Source organism: Streptomyces sp. CB01881 (genome assembly GCF_002953255.1).
Taxonomy (GTDB): Bacteria; Actinomycetota; Actinomycetes; order Streptomycetales; family Streptomycetaceae; genus Kitasatospora.
This window is the reverse complement of record NZ_CP026498.1, coordinates 2,021,026-2,039,770: the sequence shown is the minus strand read 5'-3', so window position 1 is coordinate 2,039,770 and position 18,745 is coordinate 2,021,026. Positions and strand designations below refer to the sequence as shown.

The 18,745-nt window shown below is 72.4% G+C and carries 13 protein-coding genes; 10 read left to right on the top strand and 3 right to left on the bottom strand.

All coding sequences use genetic code 11. From position 1 onward, the window contains the following. Window positions 1-98: 98 nt before the first annotated feature. Window positions 99-2,342: an ATP-binding protein gene (locus C2142_RS41475; protein WP_148641894.1), complete on the bottom strand. Its 2,244-nt coding sequence runs from the start codon at window positions 2,340-2,342 to the stop codon at window positions 99-101. Window positions 2,343-2,819: 477 nt separating this feature from the next. Here C2142_RS41475 and C2142_RS08930 point away from each other — a divergent pair, with 477 nt between their 5' ends. The 3 genes from C2142_RS08930 to C2142_RS08920 all read left to right on the top strand — a co-directional run bounded on the left by C2142_RS08930 (window position 2,820) and on the right by C2142_RS08920 (window position 7,359). Continuing rightward, window positions 2,820-3,452 (top strand): response regulator transcription factor, encoded by a 633-nt coding sequence (locus tag C2142_RS08930; RefSeq protein ID WP_148642295.1) that lies wholly within the window; start codon window positions 2,820-2,822, stop codon window positions 3,450-3,452. An 88-nt stretch (window positions 3,453-3,540) separates the two neighbouring features. Continuing rightward, entirely contained in the window at window positions 3,541-5,835 is a 2,295-nt protein-coding gene (locus C2142_RS08925) for a histidine kinase (protein ID WP_148641893.1), read from the top strand. Between the two features lie 267 nt (window positions 5,836-6,102). Further along, window positions 6,103-7,359, top strand: a complete 1,257-nt coding sequence (locus C2142_RS08920) for a M28 family metallopeptidase (RefSeq protein ID WP_241003152.1) — start codon at window positions 6,103-6,105, stop codon at window positions 7,357-7,359. A gap of 111 nt (window positions 7,360-7,470) precedes the next feature. Here the strand turns inward: C2142_RS08920 and C2142_RS08915 are convergent, their stop codons facing one another. Next, a complete protein-coding gene (locus C2142_RS08915) occupies window positions 7,471-9,171 on the bottom strand; it encodes an acyl-CoA dehydrogenase family protein (protein WP_148641892.1) in 1,701 nt (566 codons plus the stop codon). Between the two features lie 81 nt (window positions 9,172-9,252). Then, window positions 9,253-9,843, bottom strand: coding sequence for a PadR family transcriptional regulator (locus C2142_RS08910; RefSeq protein ID WP_148641891.1), 591 nt, complete (start codon window positions 9,841-9,843; stop codon window positions 9,253-9,255). A gap of 166 nt (window positions 9,844-10,009) precedes the next feature. Between C2142_RS08910 and C2142_RS08905 the strand changes: the two genes are divergently transcribed. The 7 genes from C2142_RS08905 (at window position 10,010) to C2142_RS08875 (ending at window position 18,734) form a co-directional block, all read left to right on the top strand. Continuing rightward, window positions 10,010-10,882 (top strand): hypothetical protein, encoded by an 873-nt coding sequence (locus C2142_RS08905; RefSeq protein WP_148641890.1) that lies wholly within the window; start codon window positions 10,010-10,012, stop codon window positions 10,880-10,882. Window positions 10,883-10,984: 102 nt separating this feature from the next. Further along, window positions 10,985-11,599, top strand: coding sequence for a hypothetical protein (locus C2142_RS08900; RefSeq protein WP_148641889.1), 615 nt, complete (start codon window positions 10,985-10,987; stop codon window positions 11,597-11,599). A gap of 148 nt (window positions 11,600-11,747) precedes the next feature. Beyond that, window positions 11,748-12,593, top strand: a complete 846-nt coding sequence (locus C2142_RS08895) for a TnsA-like heteromeric transposase endonuclease subunit (RefSeq protein ID WP_148641888.1) — start codon at window positions 11,748-11,750, stop codon at window positions 12,591-12,593. After that, window positions 12,590-14,842, top strand: a complete 2,253-nt coding sequence (locus C2142_RS08890; protein WP_148641887.1) for a transposase family protein — start codon at window positions 12,590-12,592, stop codon at window positions 14,840-14,842. The genes C2142_RS08895 and C2142_RS08890 overlap by 4 nt, the downstream gene beginning before the upstream one ends. Continuing rightward, window positions 14,839-16,122: an AAA family ATPase gene (locus C2142_RS08885; protein ID WP_241002462.1), complete on the top strand. Its 1,284-nt coding sequence runs from the start codon at window positions 14,839-14,841 to the stop codon at window positions 16,120-16,122. Before C2142_RS08890 ends, C2142_RS08885 begins: the two co-directional genes overlap by 4 nt. A gap of 3 nt (window positions 16,123-16,125) precedes the next feature. Next, the gene (locus tag C2142_RS08880; protein ID WP_162002428.1) at window positions 16,126-18,015 is read left to right on the top strand and encodes a TniQ family protein; all 1,890 of its coding nucleotides are present in this window, start codon (window positions 16,126-16,128) and stop codon (window positions 18,013-18,015) included. Window positions 18,016-18,263: 248 nt separating this feature from the next. Beyond that, window positions 18,264-18,734, top strand: a complete 471-nt coding sequence (locus C2142_RS08875; RefSeq protein ID WP_241002461.1) for an SPW repeat protein — start codon at window positions 18,264-18,266, stop codon at window positions 18,732-18,734. The last annotated feature ends 11 nt before the right edge of the window (window positions 18,735-18,745 follow it).

The following is an 18,745-nucleotide window of genomic DNA, read 5'->3' as shown; positions in this document are numbered from 1 at the left end:
CCCCCCCCCACTCCCGACCCCGACCCCGATCCCGACCCCCGAGCCAGACCCGCCCCCGGCGCCGCGAGCGCCGGGGGCGGTCGTCGCGCGGTGGGCGGTCAGCCGCCGGCCGTCTCCCGTCGCGCCCCGGCCGCCCCGCCCGCCGACGGGAACCGGGGCAGCACCGCCAGCACCCGCGTCCCGTGCTCCCCCGCCCGGGGCGCCACCGTGCACCTGCCGCCGATCTCCGCCGCGCGGTCGGCCATCGACCGGAGGCCGACCCCGCCGCCCGCCCACCCGGACGTCCCGCCCGTGCTCTGCGCGGCCTCCTCCGGCAGGCGCTCCGCCCAGGTCGTTTCCCCCGTCTCCACCCCCACCCCGTCGTCCTGCACGGTCAGCGTGAGCGTCTCCGCGTCCACCCGGACGCACACCTGGGCGCGTCGGGCGCGGGCGTGGCGCAGGACGTTGTTCAGCGCCTCGGCGGTGATCCGGTAGGCGGCCACCTCGACGGCGGCCGGCAGGTCCGGCAACGGGTCCGGGGCCATCGAGACGGTGACGGCCAGCGCGGCGCCGCTGAAGTTGGCGGCGAGCTGCTGGACGGCCCGCGCGAGCCCGAACTCGCCGAGCGGGGCCGGCCCGAGCCGGTCGGTGATCCGCCGGACCTCCTTGATCGCCATCGCGAGGTCCCCCGAGATCCCGTGCAGGGTCTCCGCAAGGCCCGCGCCCGGGCCGCTCCGGGGGACGGCGCTCCCGGCGGCTTCCGAGGCGGCTCCCGAGGCGGCGTTGTCCACCCGCAGCCGCAGCCCCGCCAGCGCGGGCCCGAGGCCGTCGTGGATGTCCCGGCGCAGCCAGCGCCGCTCCTCCTCCCGCGCCGCGACGATCTGCTCCCGGCTCGCCTGGAGGTCCTCCTGCAGTTGCAGCGAGGCGACCGCGGGCGAGACCTGGTCGGCGAGCGAGCGCAGGATGTCGATGTCGCCCGGGTCCAGCCGCTCCTCGCCCTCGCGCGGTGCGACCGTCAACTCCCCGATCACCGTGCCGTGGTGGACCAGCGCGAAGGCCTGCCCGGGCCCGTCCAGCCGGCCGACGGCGGCCAGCCGGCGCCGCCCGGCCCGGGTGGTGACGCTCAGTGCGACCCCGGGCAGCCGCAGCTCCTCGGCGACCGTGGCGCAGAGTGCCGCCGGCAGCCGCTCGGGGTCGACGGTCTGCCGGACCTGCCCGGCCAGGGTGCGCAGCACCTGGTACGGCTGGGCGCGGTCGCCGTAGTAGAGGCGGTCGACCAGTCCGACCGCCCACCGGGCAGGCCGGGGCAGGCAGCTGCCCAGCCCGAACACCAGGGCGATCAACACCAGCGCCGCTCCTCCCCGGCCCGGTACCAGCCAGCCGGAGAGCACGGCGGCGAACACCACGAACACCGTGGTCAGCCCGGTGGCCAGGAGCAGCCCGGTCAGCACGGACCGGGCCGCCCGGTCCAGCCGCCAGCCGCCGTCCCGGATCACCAGGTACGCCACGGCGACCGCCCAGACCGCCCCGGCGGCGGCGAAGAGCGAGTAGCTGAGCCAGTACTCGTACTGGAAGCGGCGGTTGTAGTAGTCCTGCATGCCCGCCCAGAGCAGGTACGCGCCGAGCATCGCCGCCACGTGCACCCGGTGCGCCGGGTGCGGCGCGGGCCCGTCCGGGGGGCCGTCCGGCGCCGGCCGCAGCAGCCGGAACAGCAGTACGGCGGCCGAGAACCCGACGAGCAGGTAGTTCACCGGGTCGTAGAGGCCGTCCAGGTGGTCCGAGAGCGCCCCGAAGAAGGCGGCGGGCGGGCTGTCGGCGAGCGGGTTGGGGTGGCCGTAGGAGGTCGCGTGGCCGAGGAACGACATGCCGTCCGGGATCTCCCAGAGCGCGACGGCGCCGATGTAGAGCCACCACCGGCGCGTGGTGAGCCGCCCGGAGGGGAGCCAGAGCGGCAGCACGTAGAAGAGCGTCTGGCTGATGGTGTCGCAGACCGAGCGCAGCACCGCGAGCGCGCCCACCAGCCCCGGGTCGGAGACCTCCACCCAGAGCGACGCGCCGGCCGCGCTGGGCAGCATCGAGGTGAGGGCGTAGGCCAGCATGACCCACCCGAGCGGGCTGCCCGGGCGGTGGGCGTGCAGCAGCATGCCGGCGCCGGCGGTGGGCAGTGCGTAGAGCAGGATGGCGAGCTGGTCCCGGGGGCGGGCGACGCCCGGTTCGCCGAGGTGCACCAGGACGTAGCAGATCCAGAGCGTGGCGACGGCGAGGCAGAACGCCGTGCAGACCGCGGCGGCGGTCAGCTGCCGCTGGGCCGGAGTCCGGCGGGGGGTGCGCCGGGCGGACGCGCGGGGTCGGGCAGAGGTCACCGTGATCATGGCACCGCCTCGCAACGGGCTGGGGTGTGTGGTCCGCCGACGGCCGTTCGCCGGGCATGGACGACAGTCTCGTCGGCCCGCCGTCCCGGGCGCATGAGGCAGCGGTCTCGTCCCGGGGGCGGGTGGTCCGGACGGACCGGGCGACACTCCGAGCATGTCACGGAAAGTCACTCCGTCATCGCTGGTAGTGTCGGCCATGTGGACCAACAGCACTCCCCAGCCCAGCCCGCTCCGCAGCCGGCCCCCGGCCCCCGGGACGCGCCGCAGGGCGCCCCGCGGTACGGCCCCGGTGCCGGGCCCGCCGGTTCGCCCACCGCCGGTTCGCCCACCGCCGGCCGGTGGGACGAGCTGCCCGGGGAGCGCGACGGTCGTCCGGCCGGCGGGACGGACGAGGGGGCGGGCGGGGAACGGACCGGGGAGGATGCGACGGGCGGTGAACGGGGCACCGACGCGTCACCCGTCCGGGTCCTGATCGTCGACGACCACCCGCTGTTCCGCGAGGGACTGAAGGCCGCGCTGCAGAGCGCCGAGGGCATCGCCGTGGTCGCCGAGGCCGAGCGGGCCGGTGCGGTGCCGGACGCGGTCGCCCGGTACCGCCCGGACGTGGTGGTGATGGACCTCTCACTGCCGGACGGCTCCGGGCTGGAGGCCGCCCGCCGGCTGGCCGCCCAGCCGCCGGCCCCGCCGGTGCTGATGCTCACCATGGCCGACGACGACGGCAGCCTGCTGGCCGCTCTCCAGGCAGGTGCGCGCGGCTACCTGGTCAAGGGCGCGGGCCGGGAGGAGGTGCTGCACGCCGTGCGGACGGTCGCGGCGGGCGGCGCGGTGTTCGGTGCGGACGTGGCCGGCCGGATCACCGCGCTGCTGGCCGGAGCCCGGCTGCGCGAAGCCGGACAGCTGTTCCCGTCCCTGACCGCCCGCGAGGCCGAGGTGCTGGACCTGGTGGCGCGGGGGCTCGACAACCGGCGGATCGCCCGCGAGCTGGTGGTGGCGGAGAAGACGGTCCGCAACCACGTGACCCACATCTTCGAGAAGCTGCACGTGGCGACCCGCGCCGAGGCGGTCGCCCGGGCCCGGGACATGGGCCTCGGCGACACCTGACCCGGCCCGGGCTCCGCCGCGGCGGAGCCCGGAAGCCCCGCGGGCCCCGCACGGAGGCGCCCGCGGGGAGGCCAACAGGGAGGCCCACATGAGTGAACCGGCCGCGGCCACCACCGTCCGGGCCACCGCCCTCCGGCCGGGGCGGACCGGCCTCACCCTTGCCACCTGGATGTGCGGGCTGACGCTGGTCTGCGGCCTCGGCTGGGTGCTGCTGGCCCTGACCCACCAGAACGCCGCCTGGGCCGAGCCGTTCTTCCTGCACGACGGCGAGACGGTGCTGCTCGGGTTCGCCTTCGCGCTCTCCGGCCTGCTGATCCTCGCCCACCGCCCGGGCCCCGGGGGCGAACCGGCACCCGCTGCCCCGGCCCCGCGCCCCACGGCCCGCCGCCCCAGGCGCCGGCGCGCCGTCGCCGCGACGTCCGCCCCCGGAGCGGCCCGCGCCGCCCCCGAGGCCCCCCTCCCCGCCGGCCGCAGCCTCGGCGTGACGATGCTCGCCGCCGGACTCGGCGGCTGTCTCTCCCGGTTCTACCTGCTGGCCGCCGCATCGGCCGGCGCCGGACCGGTGCCGGAGGCGGTCGGTGCGGCGCTGCTGCTCGTCTCGGTCACCCTGTTCATCTTCCTGGCCCTCGCCCTGCCGCTCTGGCTGCCCGAGGGCCGGCTGCCCGGAGGCCGGGGACGCCTCCTCGTTGCCGCGATCGCGCTCTGGAGCGCCTGCCACGCCTGCGTGGTGCGGCTCGGCGTGCCGCTGCCGTACTTCGGGGACGTGCTGGTCCCCCAGGGCGAGGGGCTGCCACTCGACGAGTGGCGGGTCACCCTGGTCTCCTGGGCGGTCGTCACGGGCAGTCTGCTGGTGGCCGCCGTGCGGTGGCGGCGTTCGGCCGGCCCGCACCGGACGTTCACGGCGGTGCTCGTCCCCTACCTGGTCTGGCTGGTCACCACCAACCTCGCCCTGCGGATGGGCACTTCGGAGAGCCTCGGCGCGGTCGCCTACTTCACCGGATCGGCGATCTGGATGCTCGGCGCCGTCGGCTACGCCTTCACCCGTGACCGCTCCCACTACCTCGACCGCGCCACCCGCCGGATGCTCAGCGTGCTCGCCCTCACCGCGCTGCTGATCGCCGGCTACCTGGGCATCGCCCTGGTGCTGCGCCGCGCGCTGCCCGAGGCCAGCACCGCCGGCGCCCAGCTGCTGGCGGCCGGCACGCTCGCCATCGGCGCACTGCTGGGCCCGACCGCCCGGTGGGTGCTCCGCGCCGTCGACCGGTTCTACTACGGTGACCGGGCCCGCCCCTACCAGGTGGTGCGCGAGCTCGCGGAACGGCTCAGCCGCGCCGTCAGCCCGGCCGACGCGCCACCGCTGCTCTGCGACACCGTCGTCAACGCCCTCGGCCTGCCGGGAGCCCGGGTCGTCCTGCACACCCGCAACGGCCCGCACGAACTCGCCTCGGTCGGCACGGTCGGGCCCGGCAGCCAGGTGTTCCCGCTCGGGTTCGAGGGCGCGGTGATCGGCGACCTGTACGCGCCGCCGCGCGCCGGCCAGCCCGCGCTGGACGCCCAGGACCACGAGGTGCTGCGCTTCCTCGCCGACCAGGCCGCGCCCGCCATCGCCTCGCTGCGCCTGTACGAGGAACTCCAGGCCGGACGGCGGCAGATCGTCCTCGCCCGGGAGGAGGAACGCCGGCGGCTGCGGCACGACCTGCACGACGGGCTCGGCCCCACCCTCTCCGGGCTGCGGCTCGGCGTCGACACCGCGCGTGCGGGCGTCCCCGCGGACTCCCCGGCGGCCGGGTCGCTGCGGGCCGTGTCGGCCGGGATCGGGCAGGCGATCGTCGAACTGCGGCGGATCACCGAGGGGTTGGCGCCCGCGGCACTGGCCGGCGACGGGCTGGCCGGCGCGCTGCGGAGGCTGGTCGCCGGGCTGGACGGCGACCACGTCCGGCTCGCCCTGGTGCTCGACCCGGACCCGCCGCCCGCGCTGCCGGCCGCCGTCGAGGTGGCGGTGCTGCGGATCAGCGGCGAGGCGCTGAACAACGTGCTGCGCCACTCCGGCGCCACCGAGGCCAGGTTGACGCTGTGGGTGCGGCCGGACGCGGTCGTGGTCGAGGCCAGCGACGACGGCCGCGGCTTCGACGGTGCCGGCGCCGTTGCCGACCCCGCAGGGGCCGGGGTGCGGCCCGGTCCGGGGGCCGGCCGCCGGGCGGGTTCCGGTCTGGGCCTGCGCTCGATGGCCGAGCGGGCCGAGGAGTTGGGCGGCCGGTTCACGGCCGTCAACCACGACGGCGGCGCACTCGTCCGGGCGGTGCTGCCGCGGACGCAGGCCGGGCCGGGGGCGGGCGCGCCGGGCGAGCGGGCGGCCGTGCGAGGCGGTCCGGCCGGCGGCTGACGGCTGTTGCCCGGACCCCTTGACGGAACCCGGGCTTGGCTAAATCATCATGGTCGCGTCAACTTCGCGGGCGCGCCCTCGATCCACGCCCGACCACCGACCGGACCCCTACTCCGGCCGGCCCTCCGACCACCGTCCGCGAGGTTCCACGCTTCCGTTCTGCCCCACCAGAAACCGGAGCCTGCCTTGACCGAGCACGCCTCGCGGCGATCCCGCCTGTGCCGATCCGCCCTGTCGACCGGGGCGGTCGTCACGCTCGCCGCCGCCCTGTTCGCCCCCGCCGCAGTCGCGGCCCCCGCGCCCTCCGCCGCGCCCGCCGCCGCGGCCCCGGACATCCCGGTCGCCAACGTCAAGGCGCACCTGGCCCAGCTCCAGTCGATAGCCACCGCCAACGGCGGCAACCGTGCCCACGGGCGGTCCGGCTACAAGGCCTCGATCGACTACGTGAAGGGCACGTTGGACGCCGCGGGCTTCACCACCACGCTGCAGACGTTCAGTTACAACGGCTCGACCGGCTACAACCTGGTCGCCGACTGGCCCGGTGGCGACACCTCGCACGTCGTGATGGCCGGCGCCCACCTGGACTCCGTCACCGGCGGCCCCGGCATCAACGACAACGGCTCCGGCTCGGCCGGCATCCTGGAGACCGCCCTGGCCGTCTCCCGTGCCGGTCTCAAGCCCGCCAAGCACCTGCGGTTCGGCTGGTGGGGTGCCGAGGAGTACGGCATGGTCGGCTCGACGAACTACGTCAAGGGCCTTCCCGCCGCCGAGCGTTCGAAGATCGACACCTACCTGAACTTCGACATGATCGGCTCGCCCAACCCGGGCTACTTCACCTACCGCTACGACACCGCGCTGGACGCGCTGTTCCGCGACTACTTCGCGGGCCTCGGCATCAGCACCGAGCAGGACTTCGAGGGCGACGGCCGTTCCGACCACGCCCCGTTCCAGGACGCGGGCATCCGGGTCGGCGGCCTGTTCAGCGGCGCCGACTACACCAAGACCAGTGCCCAGGCGGCGAAGTGGGGCGGGACGGCGGGCCAGCCGTTCGACCGCTGCTACCACTCCTCCTGCGACACCAGCGCCAACGTCAACGACACCGCGCTGGACCGGATGAGTGACGCGATCGCCTACGCGGTCTGGACGCTCTCGGCCGGCGACACCACGCCGCCCACCGGCACCGTCTTCGAGAACACCGCCGACGTGCAGATCCCCGACTACGGCGCGGCGGTGACCTCGGACCTGGCCGTGACCGGGCGGACCGGCAACGCGCCCGCCACCCTCCAGGTCGGCGTCGACATCAAGCACACCTGGCGCGGCGACCTGGTGATCGACCTGGTCGCGCCGAACGGCACCACCTTCCGGCTGAAGAACTCCAGCGGCAGCGACTCGGCGCCCAACGTCCAGACCACCTACACGGTCAACGCCTCCGCGGTGCCCGCCAACGGCACCTGGAAGCTGAAGGTCCAGGACGTGGGCCGGCAGGACACCGGCTACATCGACAGCTGGAAACTCACCTTCTGAGGCGACCCCCGGGGGAGCCGCAAGAGGTGACGAGGTGAAGGGGTGCCGGCCGCCGCCGGCACCCCCGCTCGCGGGGCCGTCAAGGCCCCGGTCCGTCACCCGCTGCGGCCGCTACGGCTGCATCTCGTACGCGCCGCTGAGCGCCTCGACCCGGGCCCACACCTTCGCCGCCCGCTCGCCGTCCGCGACCGGGCGGCGGACGTGCGCCAGCGCCCAGGCGGCCTGCGCCTCGGTCGTGGAGGCCTTGCCGTGCAGCTCGGTGGCGTGCGCGGAGAAGTCCCGCACCAGTGCGTCGAAGACCTGGTCCAGGACGTCCGCCTCCAGGCCGGTCAACTCGGCCTGCTCCAGCACCAGCTGGCCGTAGACGACCAGCGCGAACAGCTGGCCGATCTCCAGCAGGAAGTCGAGGTCGGCCTGCTGTTCCGCGCTCGGCGCGTGCTTGACCAGCAGCTCGCAGAACCCGTCGGCCTGCTCGCGGAACCGGGCGACGTTCGGGATGTGCGCGTGGGCGTCGTAGGCGGTGCGCCAGTCGTGGAACCGGATCGCGCCGAGGCCGCGGGCCGGGCCCTGCCGGAACAGGAACTCGTCGTCCGCCGCGTCCAGCCGGGTCGGCACCGGCGCGTACTCGGCCGGGTTGAAGAGGTAGTTGGCCATGAACTTGAGGATCAGCGCCAGGTTGACGTGGACGGTGCCCTCCAGCTTCGGCAGGCCGCGGATGTCCTTCGCCGCCTTGTCGAAGTAGGTGTCCGCCTCGAAGCCCTTGGCCGCGATGACGTCCCACATCAGGTCGATGACCTTCTCGCCCTCGGTGGTGACCTTCATCTTGGTCATCGGGTTGAAGAGCAGGTAACGACGGTCCTCGGGCGAGGCGGTGCGGAAGTAGTCGACCGCGCGGTCGGCGAACAGCTTCATCGCCACCAGGCGGGCGTAGGCGTCGGTCAGCTCGCGCCGCACGTGCGGGAAGTCGGTGACCTTCTTGCCGTAGAGCACCCGGTTGTGGGCGTGCGTGACGGCCTCGTACATCGCGTGCTCGCAGATGCCGACCGACGCCGTGCAGAGGTTGAACTTGCCGACGTTGACGGTGTTCAGCGCGGCGTCGAAGGCGGCCTTGCCGGTGTGCAGCACGTCCTCGGCGCGCACCGGGTAGTCCTCCAGCCGGAACTCGCTGACGTACATCTGCGCGTTCACGACGTTCTTGACCAGGTGGTACGCCTCGTGGCGGCTGTCGGCCGCGAAGAAGACGTAGCCCTCCGGGCCCTCGACGTCCGAGCGGCGGCCGAACACCGAGACCAGGCCGGCGACGTTGCCGTTGCCGATGTAGTACTTGGAGCCGGTGGCGGTGAAGCCGCCCTCGCCGTCCGGGGTGAGGATCATGTCCGTCGAGTAGATGTCGGCGCCGTGGCTGCGCTCGGAGAGCCCGAACGCCATCACGTGACCCTCCGACAGCAGCTGGGCGGCACGGGCTCGGACGGCCTCGTTCTCGCTCTGCCAGACCGGGCCGAGGCCGAGGATGGTGACCTGCCAGGTGTACCAGTAGCCGAGGCCGTAGAAGCCGAGGATCTCGTTCAGCTCGGCGATCCGCGCGGTGTCCCAGCGCTTGGCCGGGTCGGCCGAGGACGGGGTCAGGAACTCGGCGAACAGGCCTTCCTTCGCGGCGAACTCAAGGAAGTCGGCGTACCAGGTGCGGTCGACGTAGGTGTCGATCAGCGCCTTCTTGCCGCGGGACTCGAACCAGTCCACGGTCGCGCGCAGCAGTCGGCGGGTGGGCTCGTCGAACTGCGCGGGGTCGTACGTACGCGGGTTGAAGAGCATCACGGGCTCCCGGGGGTCGAGGGTTTCGAGGGTGGCGTGGGGTGCGTGGGGTTCGGGGCGGCGGCGCGGGCGGCGCGGCGCCTACGGCCGGTGGCCGGCCGCGTCGGCCGCGTCGGCGGGGCTCGTCCCGCCGCCGGCCAGGCGGTGCAGGGTGGCGAGCACGTCGTCCAGCCAGGCGAGGGTCATCCGCTCGTACTCGATGCCGCCGCGCAGCACCACGTGCTGGAGCTGCTGGCGGGGGTCGAGGGCGGCGGGGGCCGGGAAGTCGCGCTGCTCGCCGTGCAGGTAACGGGCGAGCAGGGCGGCGTGGCCCTCGCGGTGGCGTTCGACCTCGGCGATCAGTGCGGCCGGGTCGTCGAAGGCCGCCGCGCGGATCTTGACCGCGAGTTCGTGCCGGACGGTCTCCGGCTCGACCGGTTCGCGCAGCCAGCCGGCCAGGGCGGTGCGTCCCGGCTCGGCGGCCGAGTACACCTTCTTGTCCGGCCGGCCGTCCTGGGCGACCTCCTCGGCCGAGATCCAGCCGTCCGCCTCCATCCGCCGCAGCACCCGGTAGATCTGCTGGTGGGTGGCGGTCCAGAAGCGGCCGATGGAGCGGTCGAACCGCCGGGCCAACTCGTAGCCCGAGCCGGGCTGCTCCAGCAGCGAGACGAGGATCGCGTGCTCCAGTGCCATGACCGGCATCCTGCTATGCAACGAGTTGCATACACAAGAGTGCCCCGCCAGGGTGAGACGCAGCTCACCGATGTGACCGTCGGCGATAGTTGGCGGTTGTCAGCGATATTTGGCGATCAGGGTGCCCGTCGCTGTCAGTGACAGTCCGGCTTGGTTGAATCAGCGGATGAGTGAAACCTCTGTCGACCTGGGAGTCGTCACCGCGCCGTCTGGCGTACTGGTCCTGGGCATGGCCGGCTGGATCGACCACTGGCCCGCCCTCGGCGACCCGTTGTCCGTGCGGGCACTGGCCGCCGCGAAGCAAGGTGGCGGCCATCTACATGAGCCCGTGGACGGCCCGAGCCGGGATTGGTCCTGTGAGGCGGTCGCGATGCCAGCCGCTGCCGACCGGCCGCTGAGGGTGCGCGCCGAAACGGGGGAGTCGTACGACGGGCCGGTCGTCACGGTCCTGGAGGTCGACCTCGGCATGCCCTGGCCGGGAGACCCCGACGGAGAGCCGATCCGGCTCGGTGACCTGCCGGTCGACCGGTGCGGAATGGTCCTCGGTGACGCCCGCGCCCTCGACTCGTTCGTCGGGCTGCCGGGCGAGTCGATCGACGGTCTTGCCGACGTCACGTACTGGGGGAAGTACGAGGACGACGCCCACGCCCGATTCGGCGGCGCCCCGATGTCCCAGGTCGACGGGCGCCGCGGCCCCTACGGGCGCCTCGACCTCCCGCTGCACGAAGCCCACGAGTTCGCCAGTCAGCTCCAGAGCTGGTTGGCGGAAGGGCCCCGAATCGGCCTGGTGGTCTCCGTGGACGCGCATACTCACTTCCACCTTCTCGACCGGGCCGGCCAGACTCACCCCCTGCTCGCCGGACAGATCGAGATCGACGGGTGCCAGGTGCTGGGCCTGGGCTGGGATCCCGGCGACCACTCCATGCGCCACCACGGCGAACGAGCCTGGAATCAGGTCTACGCAGTCACTCTGGAACAGCGCGGCACCACCACGCTGCTGCGTTGGACGATTCCCGCAGAAGGAGAAGAACCCGAGTAGACGGCTCGGGTGCCAGGACACTGCGGGGCTGGGTCCTACCGCCTCTGGTGTCACCGGAAGCGGATAGCCTCCGGCAAGAAGGGGCGGCTGACAGGAGTGGACGTGAACATCGAGGAGATGCTGGACCAGCTCGCCGCGGTCATCGGGCCGCCGCCTGCGGACGGCGTGGTCCCGGTCCCGTGGGAGCTGGGGCCCGAGGCGCTCGGTTTCCAACTGCCCGCGGACTACCGGGCGTTCGCCGACCGGTACGGGATGGTCAGCATCAGCGACGAACTGCACATCTACACGCCATCGGAAGCGCCCAGTCCCCAGATCGGGCAGCCGCTCGGCTTTGAGGGATTCCTGTACAACACGACGGAGCCCTACGGATACTGCGCCTGGCTGGCCGAGGTCTACCGGGACGGGGACTTCGACGAGTGCCCGTATCCGCTGTTCCCGGCCAAGGGAGGGCTGCTGAAGTGGGGCAACAACTACAACTCGGACCATTTCTTCTGGCTGATGCGGGGCCCGGACCCGGACCGGTGGCCGGTCGCTGCCAAGTTCCACTCGATGCGGGAGTGGGACCTGTTCGAGGGCGGCTTCCTGGAGTTCCTGCTGGCGGCGGTGACGGAACAGTATCCGTACCACGGGGACGTCGTTCCCGACGGGACGAAGCAGGTCGGTGACGGCCGTGCTTATCGTTTCAAGGGTGACTGGTCGAAGAACCTTCGGGAGTGAGCCCGCTGACACGGTCAACGACACGCTCTGGGCTCGGAGTTCGTGACATCCATTCGCAATAGCCTGTCCTCCTGATCAGCTTCGATCATTTTCGGGCATTTTGGAGGATCTCGCGCATCTGCATACATAGAGCCACTTCTCTGTGTGCATGCACATCAGCAGGGATTCGACGATTCGCTCGGATGCATGCGGCCTTGATGCGCTTTTCATGCCGTGCGAGGGTGACGCAGCGGTCCGGGACCGGCTGCTGCCCGGCGGCGGACGGGTCGGCCGGTGGGCGACTTCCTGGACGATGAACGGCGCTCAAGTCGTATGGCCCGTACGAGATCTGGACTCGGTGGAGGTTCTTTCGTCGCAGCCCGTGCGGCGGTTCACCTGGTTGCCGCGGCAGTTGCACCGGCCGGGGCTGGAGTTTCTGGTGTCGACCGGGCGGATGCACGGCTTCGAGTCGCTGGAGGAGCGCTCCCTGCTGCTGGCGCTGGACTTCGTCGGAGTGGCGGAGGTGTTGCCGCAGCCGTTCCGGTTGGACTTCGAGCACGTCGGTGGGCGGTCGGCGCACGTTCCGGACTTCCTGGCGGTGATGCCGGACGGCGGGCGATGGGTTCTGGACGTCCGGCCTTCCGGCCTGATCCGGGACGACGACCTGGTGAAGTTCGCCGCGACCCGGGCGGCCGCGGCGAGCGCTGGGTGGCGCTACAGCGTGGTGGCGGAGTGGCGGCGGCACGTCCTGGGCGTGGTGGACGCGTTATCGGCCCGGCGGCGGCCGCGCTCGGACCGGCTGGGGCTGCAGCCGCTGCTGCTGGAGCGGGCCGCGAAGGGTCCGTTGCGGTTCGGCGACCTGGTCGATTCGACTCCGTGGCCGCTTCCTGCCCGGGCGGAGGCGGTCCATCTGCTCTGGCACCGCCGACTGGGCGTCGACCTGGTCGCGCCGCTGGGCGACGACTCGCTGGTCTGGGCCGGCGGCGACGCGGCGGCTGCGGGAGGCGGGTCGTGAGCCGCGGTGTCCTGCTCCTGGCGCCCGGGTCCGCCGTCGAGGTCGACGGGGTTGAGTGGACGGTCGAGGAGGTGGAGCCGCAGGTCGGCCGGGTCGTGCTGGTCGACGCCGACGGGGAGCGGGAGTGCCGGTCACTTCGGTGGCTGGTCAACCATCCGCGCGTCCGTCCGCTGCGGGCGCCCGCGTCGCCGTCGGTCCGGGGCGGCCGACAGGGGGTCGTGCTGAGCGATCTGACGGAGGGGCAGCTGCTTCGGGCCCGGATCCGGGCCGAGCACGTGCTGGAGGCCGAGACCGGTTTCCGGGCCGGCCACCCGTCCCGGGCCCTGCCCGGCGAGCCGCGGCCCGGCTACGACCCGGAGGCCACGACGGTGGGCGAGCGGCGGCGCACGAAGGCGGCCGAGGTCGCCGCGATGGCGCCGGTCGAGGCCGCGGCGCTGGGGATCCGGTTCATGAGCGAGCGGACGCTGGAGCGCCTGGCCGGGAAAGCTGGCCGGGAGTTGGTGCTGGCCTGCGCGGACGGCCGGTGGACGCGGTCCGGCGGCGGGCATCCGAGCGTCACGGCGGAGATCCGGGAGGGGATCTTCGCGGTCCGGCAGGAGTCGCTGCGGCGCTCGCGGATGAGCTTTGCGGCCCGGCACCGGCTGCTGCAGCAGTACGTCAGCGAGGTGTTCCCCGACTTCCCGCTCACGGAGGTGCCGTCGCGGAACACGTTCGTGGCGGTCTGGCGGGAGTGGTTCGGGCCGGACGGGGCGCGTCAGCGCTACGTCCGCACCGCGCAGACCGCGGAGACGGGGCAGCGGGTGGTGGTCCACCGGCCGGGCCAGGTGGTCGCGCTGGACTCGACGCCGCTGCCGGTGAAGGTGAGGGAGTCGGTGTTCGGCGAGCCGGTGTCGGTGGTGCTGTCGATCGCGCTGGACCTCTACACGCACTCCCTGGTCGCGTTCCGCCTCACGCTGGTGTCGGACACATCGGTGGACATTGCGATGCTGCTGCGGGACGTGATGCTGCCGCTGCCGATGCGCGAGGGCTGGGGCGAGGAGATGGAGTGGCCCTACCCGGGCGTCCCGGCCTCGGTGGTCGCGGAGTTCGCCGGGCACCGGGTTGCCGCGCTGCCGTTCTTCGCACCGGAGACGGTGACCACCGACCATGGCGGCCCCTACAAGAACCACCACCTGGTCGACGCCCAGCGGGTGCTGGGCTGCAACATCCTGCCGGCCCGGGCTCTGCGGGCGAGCGACAAGTCCGCCGTCGAGCGGGCGTTCTCCTCGATCAAGACGCTGCTGCTGGAGCACCTGCTGGGCTTCACCGGCACCGACGTCGCCGACCGGGGCGCCGATCCGGAGGCGGATGCTCTGCTCACGATGCCGCAGATGGAGCACGTGATCGCGACCTGGATCGTGAAGGTCTGGCAGAACCGGGTGCTGGGCGAGTACGCGCCGTCCTGGGGCCCGGGCGAGGGCCACAGCCCGAACTCGCTGTTCGCGGCCGCAGCTCTGCAGGGCGGCCTCGACCTGGAGATCCCCTCCCCAGAGCTCTACTACCAACTGCTGAGAGCCCACCACGTCAAGGTCCACCCGGGCCGTGGGGTGAAGATCCTCAATCTCTGGTATCACCATCCGCTATTGGACGAGGACCGTTTCCGCGGGCCGTCCGCGCGCGGCGGCCGGCACAAAGGTGGCTGGCTGGTGCGATCGGACCGGCGCGATCGGCGGTCGGTGTTCTTCGAGGACCCCGACGAGCCGGGCCGCTGGCACGTCCTGCGCTGGACGGGGCTTCCGCCCGAGGGCGAGGTCCCGGCGTTCACCGACGCGACCGCCACCGCCTTGCTGGCCGAGGTCCGCGCACGGGGGATCGTGCCCCGCACCGACGCCGAGCTGCTGCCCGTCCTGCTGGAGATCCTCGGCTCGGCGATCCCGGTCGAGCAGTGGCCATCGCGGATGACCAAGCGGGAGAAGACCGGCCGATCGCGCCGCACCGCCCAGAGCGAGGCCGCCGCGACAGACCGGCCCACACCCACCGCACCACCGGCACCGGCGGAGCCTGCTGCTCTTTCGGTCCGGGCGGTGGCCTGGCCCGCCGAAGCGGCGGCTGTCGACGCCGCTGTCGACGCCGAACGCCGCCGGCTGCGGGAGGCGGTCGGCGTCGACCGGGCCCCGTCCCAGCCTCCGCGGCTGGGCGACAGCCTGCGGAGGCGCCGCCTGTTCGCCCTGCCGGCGGACGACGACTTCGAGGCCAGGGAGAGTTCGTGACCGACGCCACCGGGCGGCCGCACCCGCTCAGCGCGATCTTGGCCGGCAAGCCGCCCCGCCGGGACACCTTCGACGGCTGGCAGCACTACCGGGCCAACCGCAGGGCGTTCGAACCGGCGCCAGTGCTGACGCTGGACCAGTGGCGGGCGCTGAGCCCTCGCGGGCGGGCCTTGCATGACCTGCACCGGACGGCGACTCACGTCAACTTGCCGCTGCAGGAGACGCCGATGGCGATGAAGGTCTCACGGCTGCTGTCCCGGAGGATCCTCGGCAACGCGCTACAGCGGACCGCAGCAACCTGGCCGGGGGTGATGGTCGGCGGGTGGGGCTACCAGGGCAAGACGGAGACGGTCTGCGAGGTCGCCGCGGAGTTCGAGGACACCTGGCTGGAGATGAACGGCTTCGTGAACCCCGGCGCCCGGCCGGGCGTTCGGGCCCTGCACGCCCCGGTCGCCTACGTCCAGACGCCCGTCACCGCGACGCCGAAGGGCCTCTGCGAGGCGATTCTGGGCTTCTTCGGGGCGCCGACCAAGGGCCTGACCCTGCCCCAGCTTGTCCGTCAGGTCGCCGCCGCGTTGGACGACCACGGCGTCCTGGTCCTGATCCTGGATGACATCACCCGGCTGCGGCTGCACCGGGTTGATGACCAGGACGCCTTTGACCTGGTCCGGGCGTTCATGAGCATGAACGTCACTCTGGTGCTGGTCGGCGTCGACATCGCCGGGTCCGGCCTGCTGCGGCGAGCCAGCTGGGACAAGCGGGGCAAGCAGTGGGTGATGCCGGCCATGGAGGGCGGCCGCGTCCACGGCCTGGAGGTCACCCAGACCGAGCGTCGGTTCGACTTCGTCGAGCTGGACCGCTTCCGCTACACCACCCCCGCCCACATCCAGGCATTCCATAACCACCTCGTCGGTCTGGAGTCCGGCCTGCGGCTGTTCAATGCGGGCCCGGACATGCTGGTCGGCGGCGGCATGCCGGAATACCTGATGCGCCGCACCGGCGGCGTCGTCGGCCTGCTCAACCGCTTGATCGAGGACGGCGCCCATGAGGCGATGGACAGCGGCAGAGAGCTGATCGACGAGGAACTGCTCGATGGGATCGTTCTGAGCCTGGACGACCCGGGCCGCGACCCGGCCGCCGGTGAAGTTCCCCGGATCCCGGCGACGGCGTCCCCGCCCGTCGCCGCGGCTGGCCGGAAGCGGGAATCCGCAGGGGCGGGCCGGCGCGGGCGCAACACGGTCTTCGACGACACCGGCCCGGTTGCGCAGACGGGGGCCTGACTGGTGGACGACCGCTTCCCGGCCGCGTTGCCCCGGAGCCTGGGCCCGCTGCCGGGCGAGAGCCTGCCCGGCTTCGTTCTGCGGCTCTCCCACCTGCTGGATCTGCGGCCCGGTCTGGTCGTCCGATGCACTGGCCTGGGCACCACCGGCGGAGGATGGTCGTCCCGGGCGTCGGCCAAACAGTTATTCATGCTCGAAACCGACGTCCGGGCCAGGTTCGCCCGGGCGACCCGGCTGAGCGAGGAGGAGGTCGACCGGCTCACCCTCCGTCGCTGGGCCGCCCACTACCCGCCGATCGCCGACGCGGTCGGACGGCCGGACCAGGGCCTCCGGCGCCCGTTCCTGAACCGCGAGTGGGTCCTGCCAGCCTCCAGCCGCTACTGCCCGCAGTGCCTCGCGGGCGACGACAGCGATATCCAGCGCCGACACGGCGGCCCCTGGAAACTCGAATGGCGCCTGCCGGTCGTATTCGGCTGCCCGGACCACAACCGCCTGCTCGCCGACACATGCCCCGGCTGCCGCCTCCCGGCGCTGAGCGGGAGTACCCGGACCAACAACACTCCGGACCTCATCATGGGATCAGGCCGACAGGTCCTGCATCCCACCCAATGCCGGAACACAACCGCCAAATCCCTGCACGGCCCGGTCTGCGGAACCCGGCTCGACTCGGCCGACAACACGACTGCGGCGCTCACCCCGGAGCAGGCGGCCCTCCAGACCAGGTTGTTGGAGTTGCTCTCCGACGACCGCGATCCCGTCCGGTCGTTCCAGGCATTCGCCGATCTTCGTGCCGCTGCCGCGCTGGTCACCTCGACCTGGCCGTGGTCGTCGTCCGACTCACAGGCTTCGGAAGAAGAGATCGACCTGGTCACGCAATCTCTTCCCGCCCCCCACCACCGGAACACTGTGAGCACCGGGGGCCGGTGGGGAAGCGCTCCGACCACCAGCGCGGCCGCGGCATGCATTCTTCGGCTCGCGGACGCTCTCCCAGCTCTCCCCGTTCCCCAGCTCCGCCAGGCGCTCAGCCGCCGGCTGGGCAGCGGTTCCCACGTCGACGGGTCCGGATGGGGCCGGACCTGGGAGCATGTCCGACGGGACTGCTCACCGCAGTTTCGGGCGCAACTCCAACAGGCAGTCCAGCGCCAGTTCTCCCCCGCCGTCCAGGAGATCGGCGAGACCCTGCTGATCCCCGTCCGCCAGCGCGGTTACCTGCCTGAGCACATCCCGCAGCGGTTCCCTCGCGAATGGCTGGAGATCCTGGTGGCCAACGGCGCCCCGAACGAGATCCGAAGCGTTCGAACCCAGTTCCGCCGAGCTGCGGCGATCCTGCTCGTCCAAGCCACGGACGGGATCACCGCGGCCGACGCCGCACGCTTCCTCGGGCTCCCCCGAGACCCTTTTCGCGGCCGGTTCCTGAGCCTCACGCCGACAACCGGCCACCCCTGGAAACAGAGGCACATCAGCGAGAGACTGCCGGAGGCGTTCGAGGCGCTCGCCCGGTACATCGCCGAACTGCCCGACCCGGTCGACTACTACGAACGACGCCAACGCCTGGACTCCTGGCACCTTCGCCAATCCGACTGGGAGAACCTCACCGCGCAACTGCCCCCGGCAACCTCGGCGCGGCCCCACTACAGCCCTGAGCTGCACCGCACATGCGCCTCGGCCTACATCTGGGCCAAGGTCACAAGCGGCGAATGGACGCACGCACCGATCTTCCGGCCCCCGCTGGCCCCGGCCGGGATCACCGTCAACCAGACCAGCACCGAATACGCACTTCTCCGCATCATCGACACCCGGCGTGATCGCCGCTACACAGCGCTCCGCGAAGCCCTGAACGATCACGCCCAAGCGCTCGCCGCTGCCACTCCGCCAAGCGATTACCGTCCGTGATCAGTATGAAGAACGTTCGCCAACTACCGCTGACTGGAACCGCCAACTAACGCTGCCAAGGCACCCAGCCGTCTGCGCGCATGCCTATGACCTCCGCCAACTAGCACTGCCAGTCACAACCGATCCGCCGCCGCAGGTGTGGGGCGGGCAGAGTAGTCGCCCGGGCAAAAAGGTGCAAAACGGCAGATCGGAGCCAGAATGGTACTGGGCTAGCGCCCTCCATGTGCCGGACCTAGGAGGTGGTATCGGTGTCTACCCAGATTCCGATGGGCATGGAGCACCATCCGGACATCGTCCAACTGAGGGAGCAGTACGAGCGGGCCACGCTGACCCCGCAGGCCCAGGGCGTCGAGGCCCTGGCCGTTCTGGCCGGTCTCTTCCTGGCGGCCTCGCCATGGATCGTCGGCTTCACCGCCTTCAGCACACTGACCGTGACGTGCCTCATCGTCGGCCTCGCCTACTGCCTGCTGATGGCAGGGTACGGCTCGGCGTACGAGCGCACCCACGCACGGGCCTGGGCCGCGACCCTGCTCGGCGCGTGGACGATCATCTCGCCCTGGGTGGTGTCCGGTGAGGTGGACCGTGGCAAGAACATCGTCACCTGCATGATCACGGGCGCCGTGATGTTCCTGCTGGGGCTCGCCGCGATCTCGATGGCGACCATGACGGCGAACGGAGCGTCGATGAGGCGCGGCCGGGCAGGCCGTGCGAAGGGCTGACATCCGGGTAG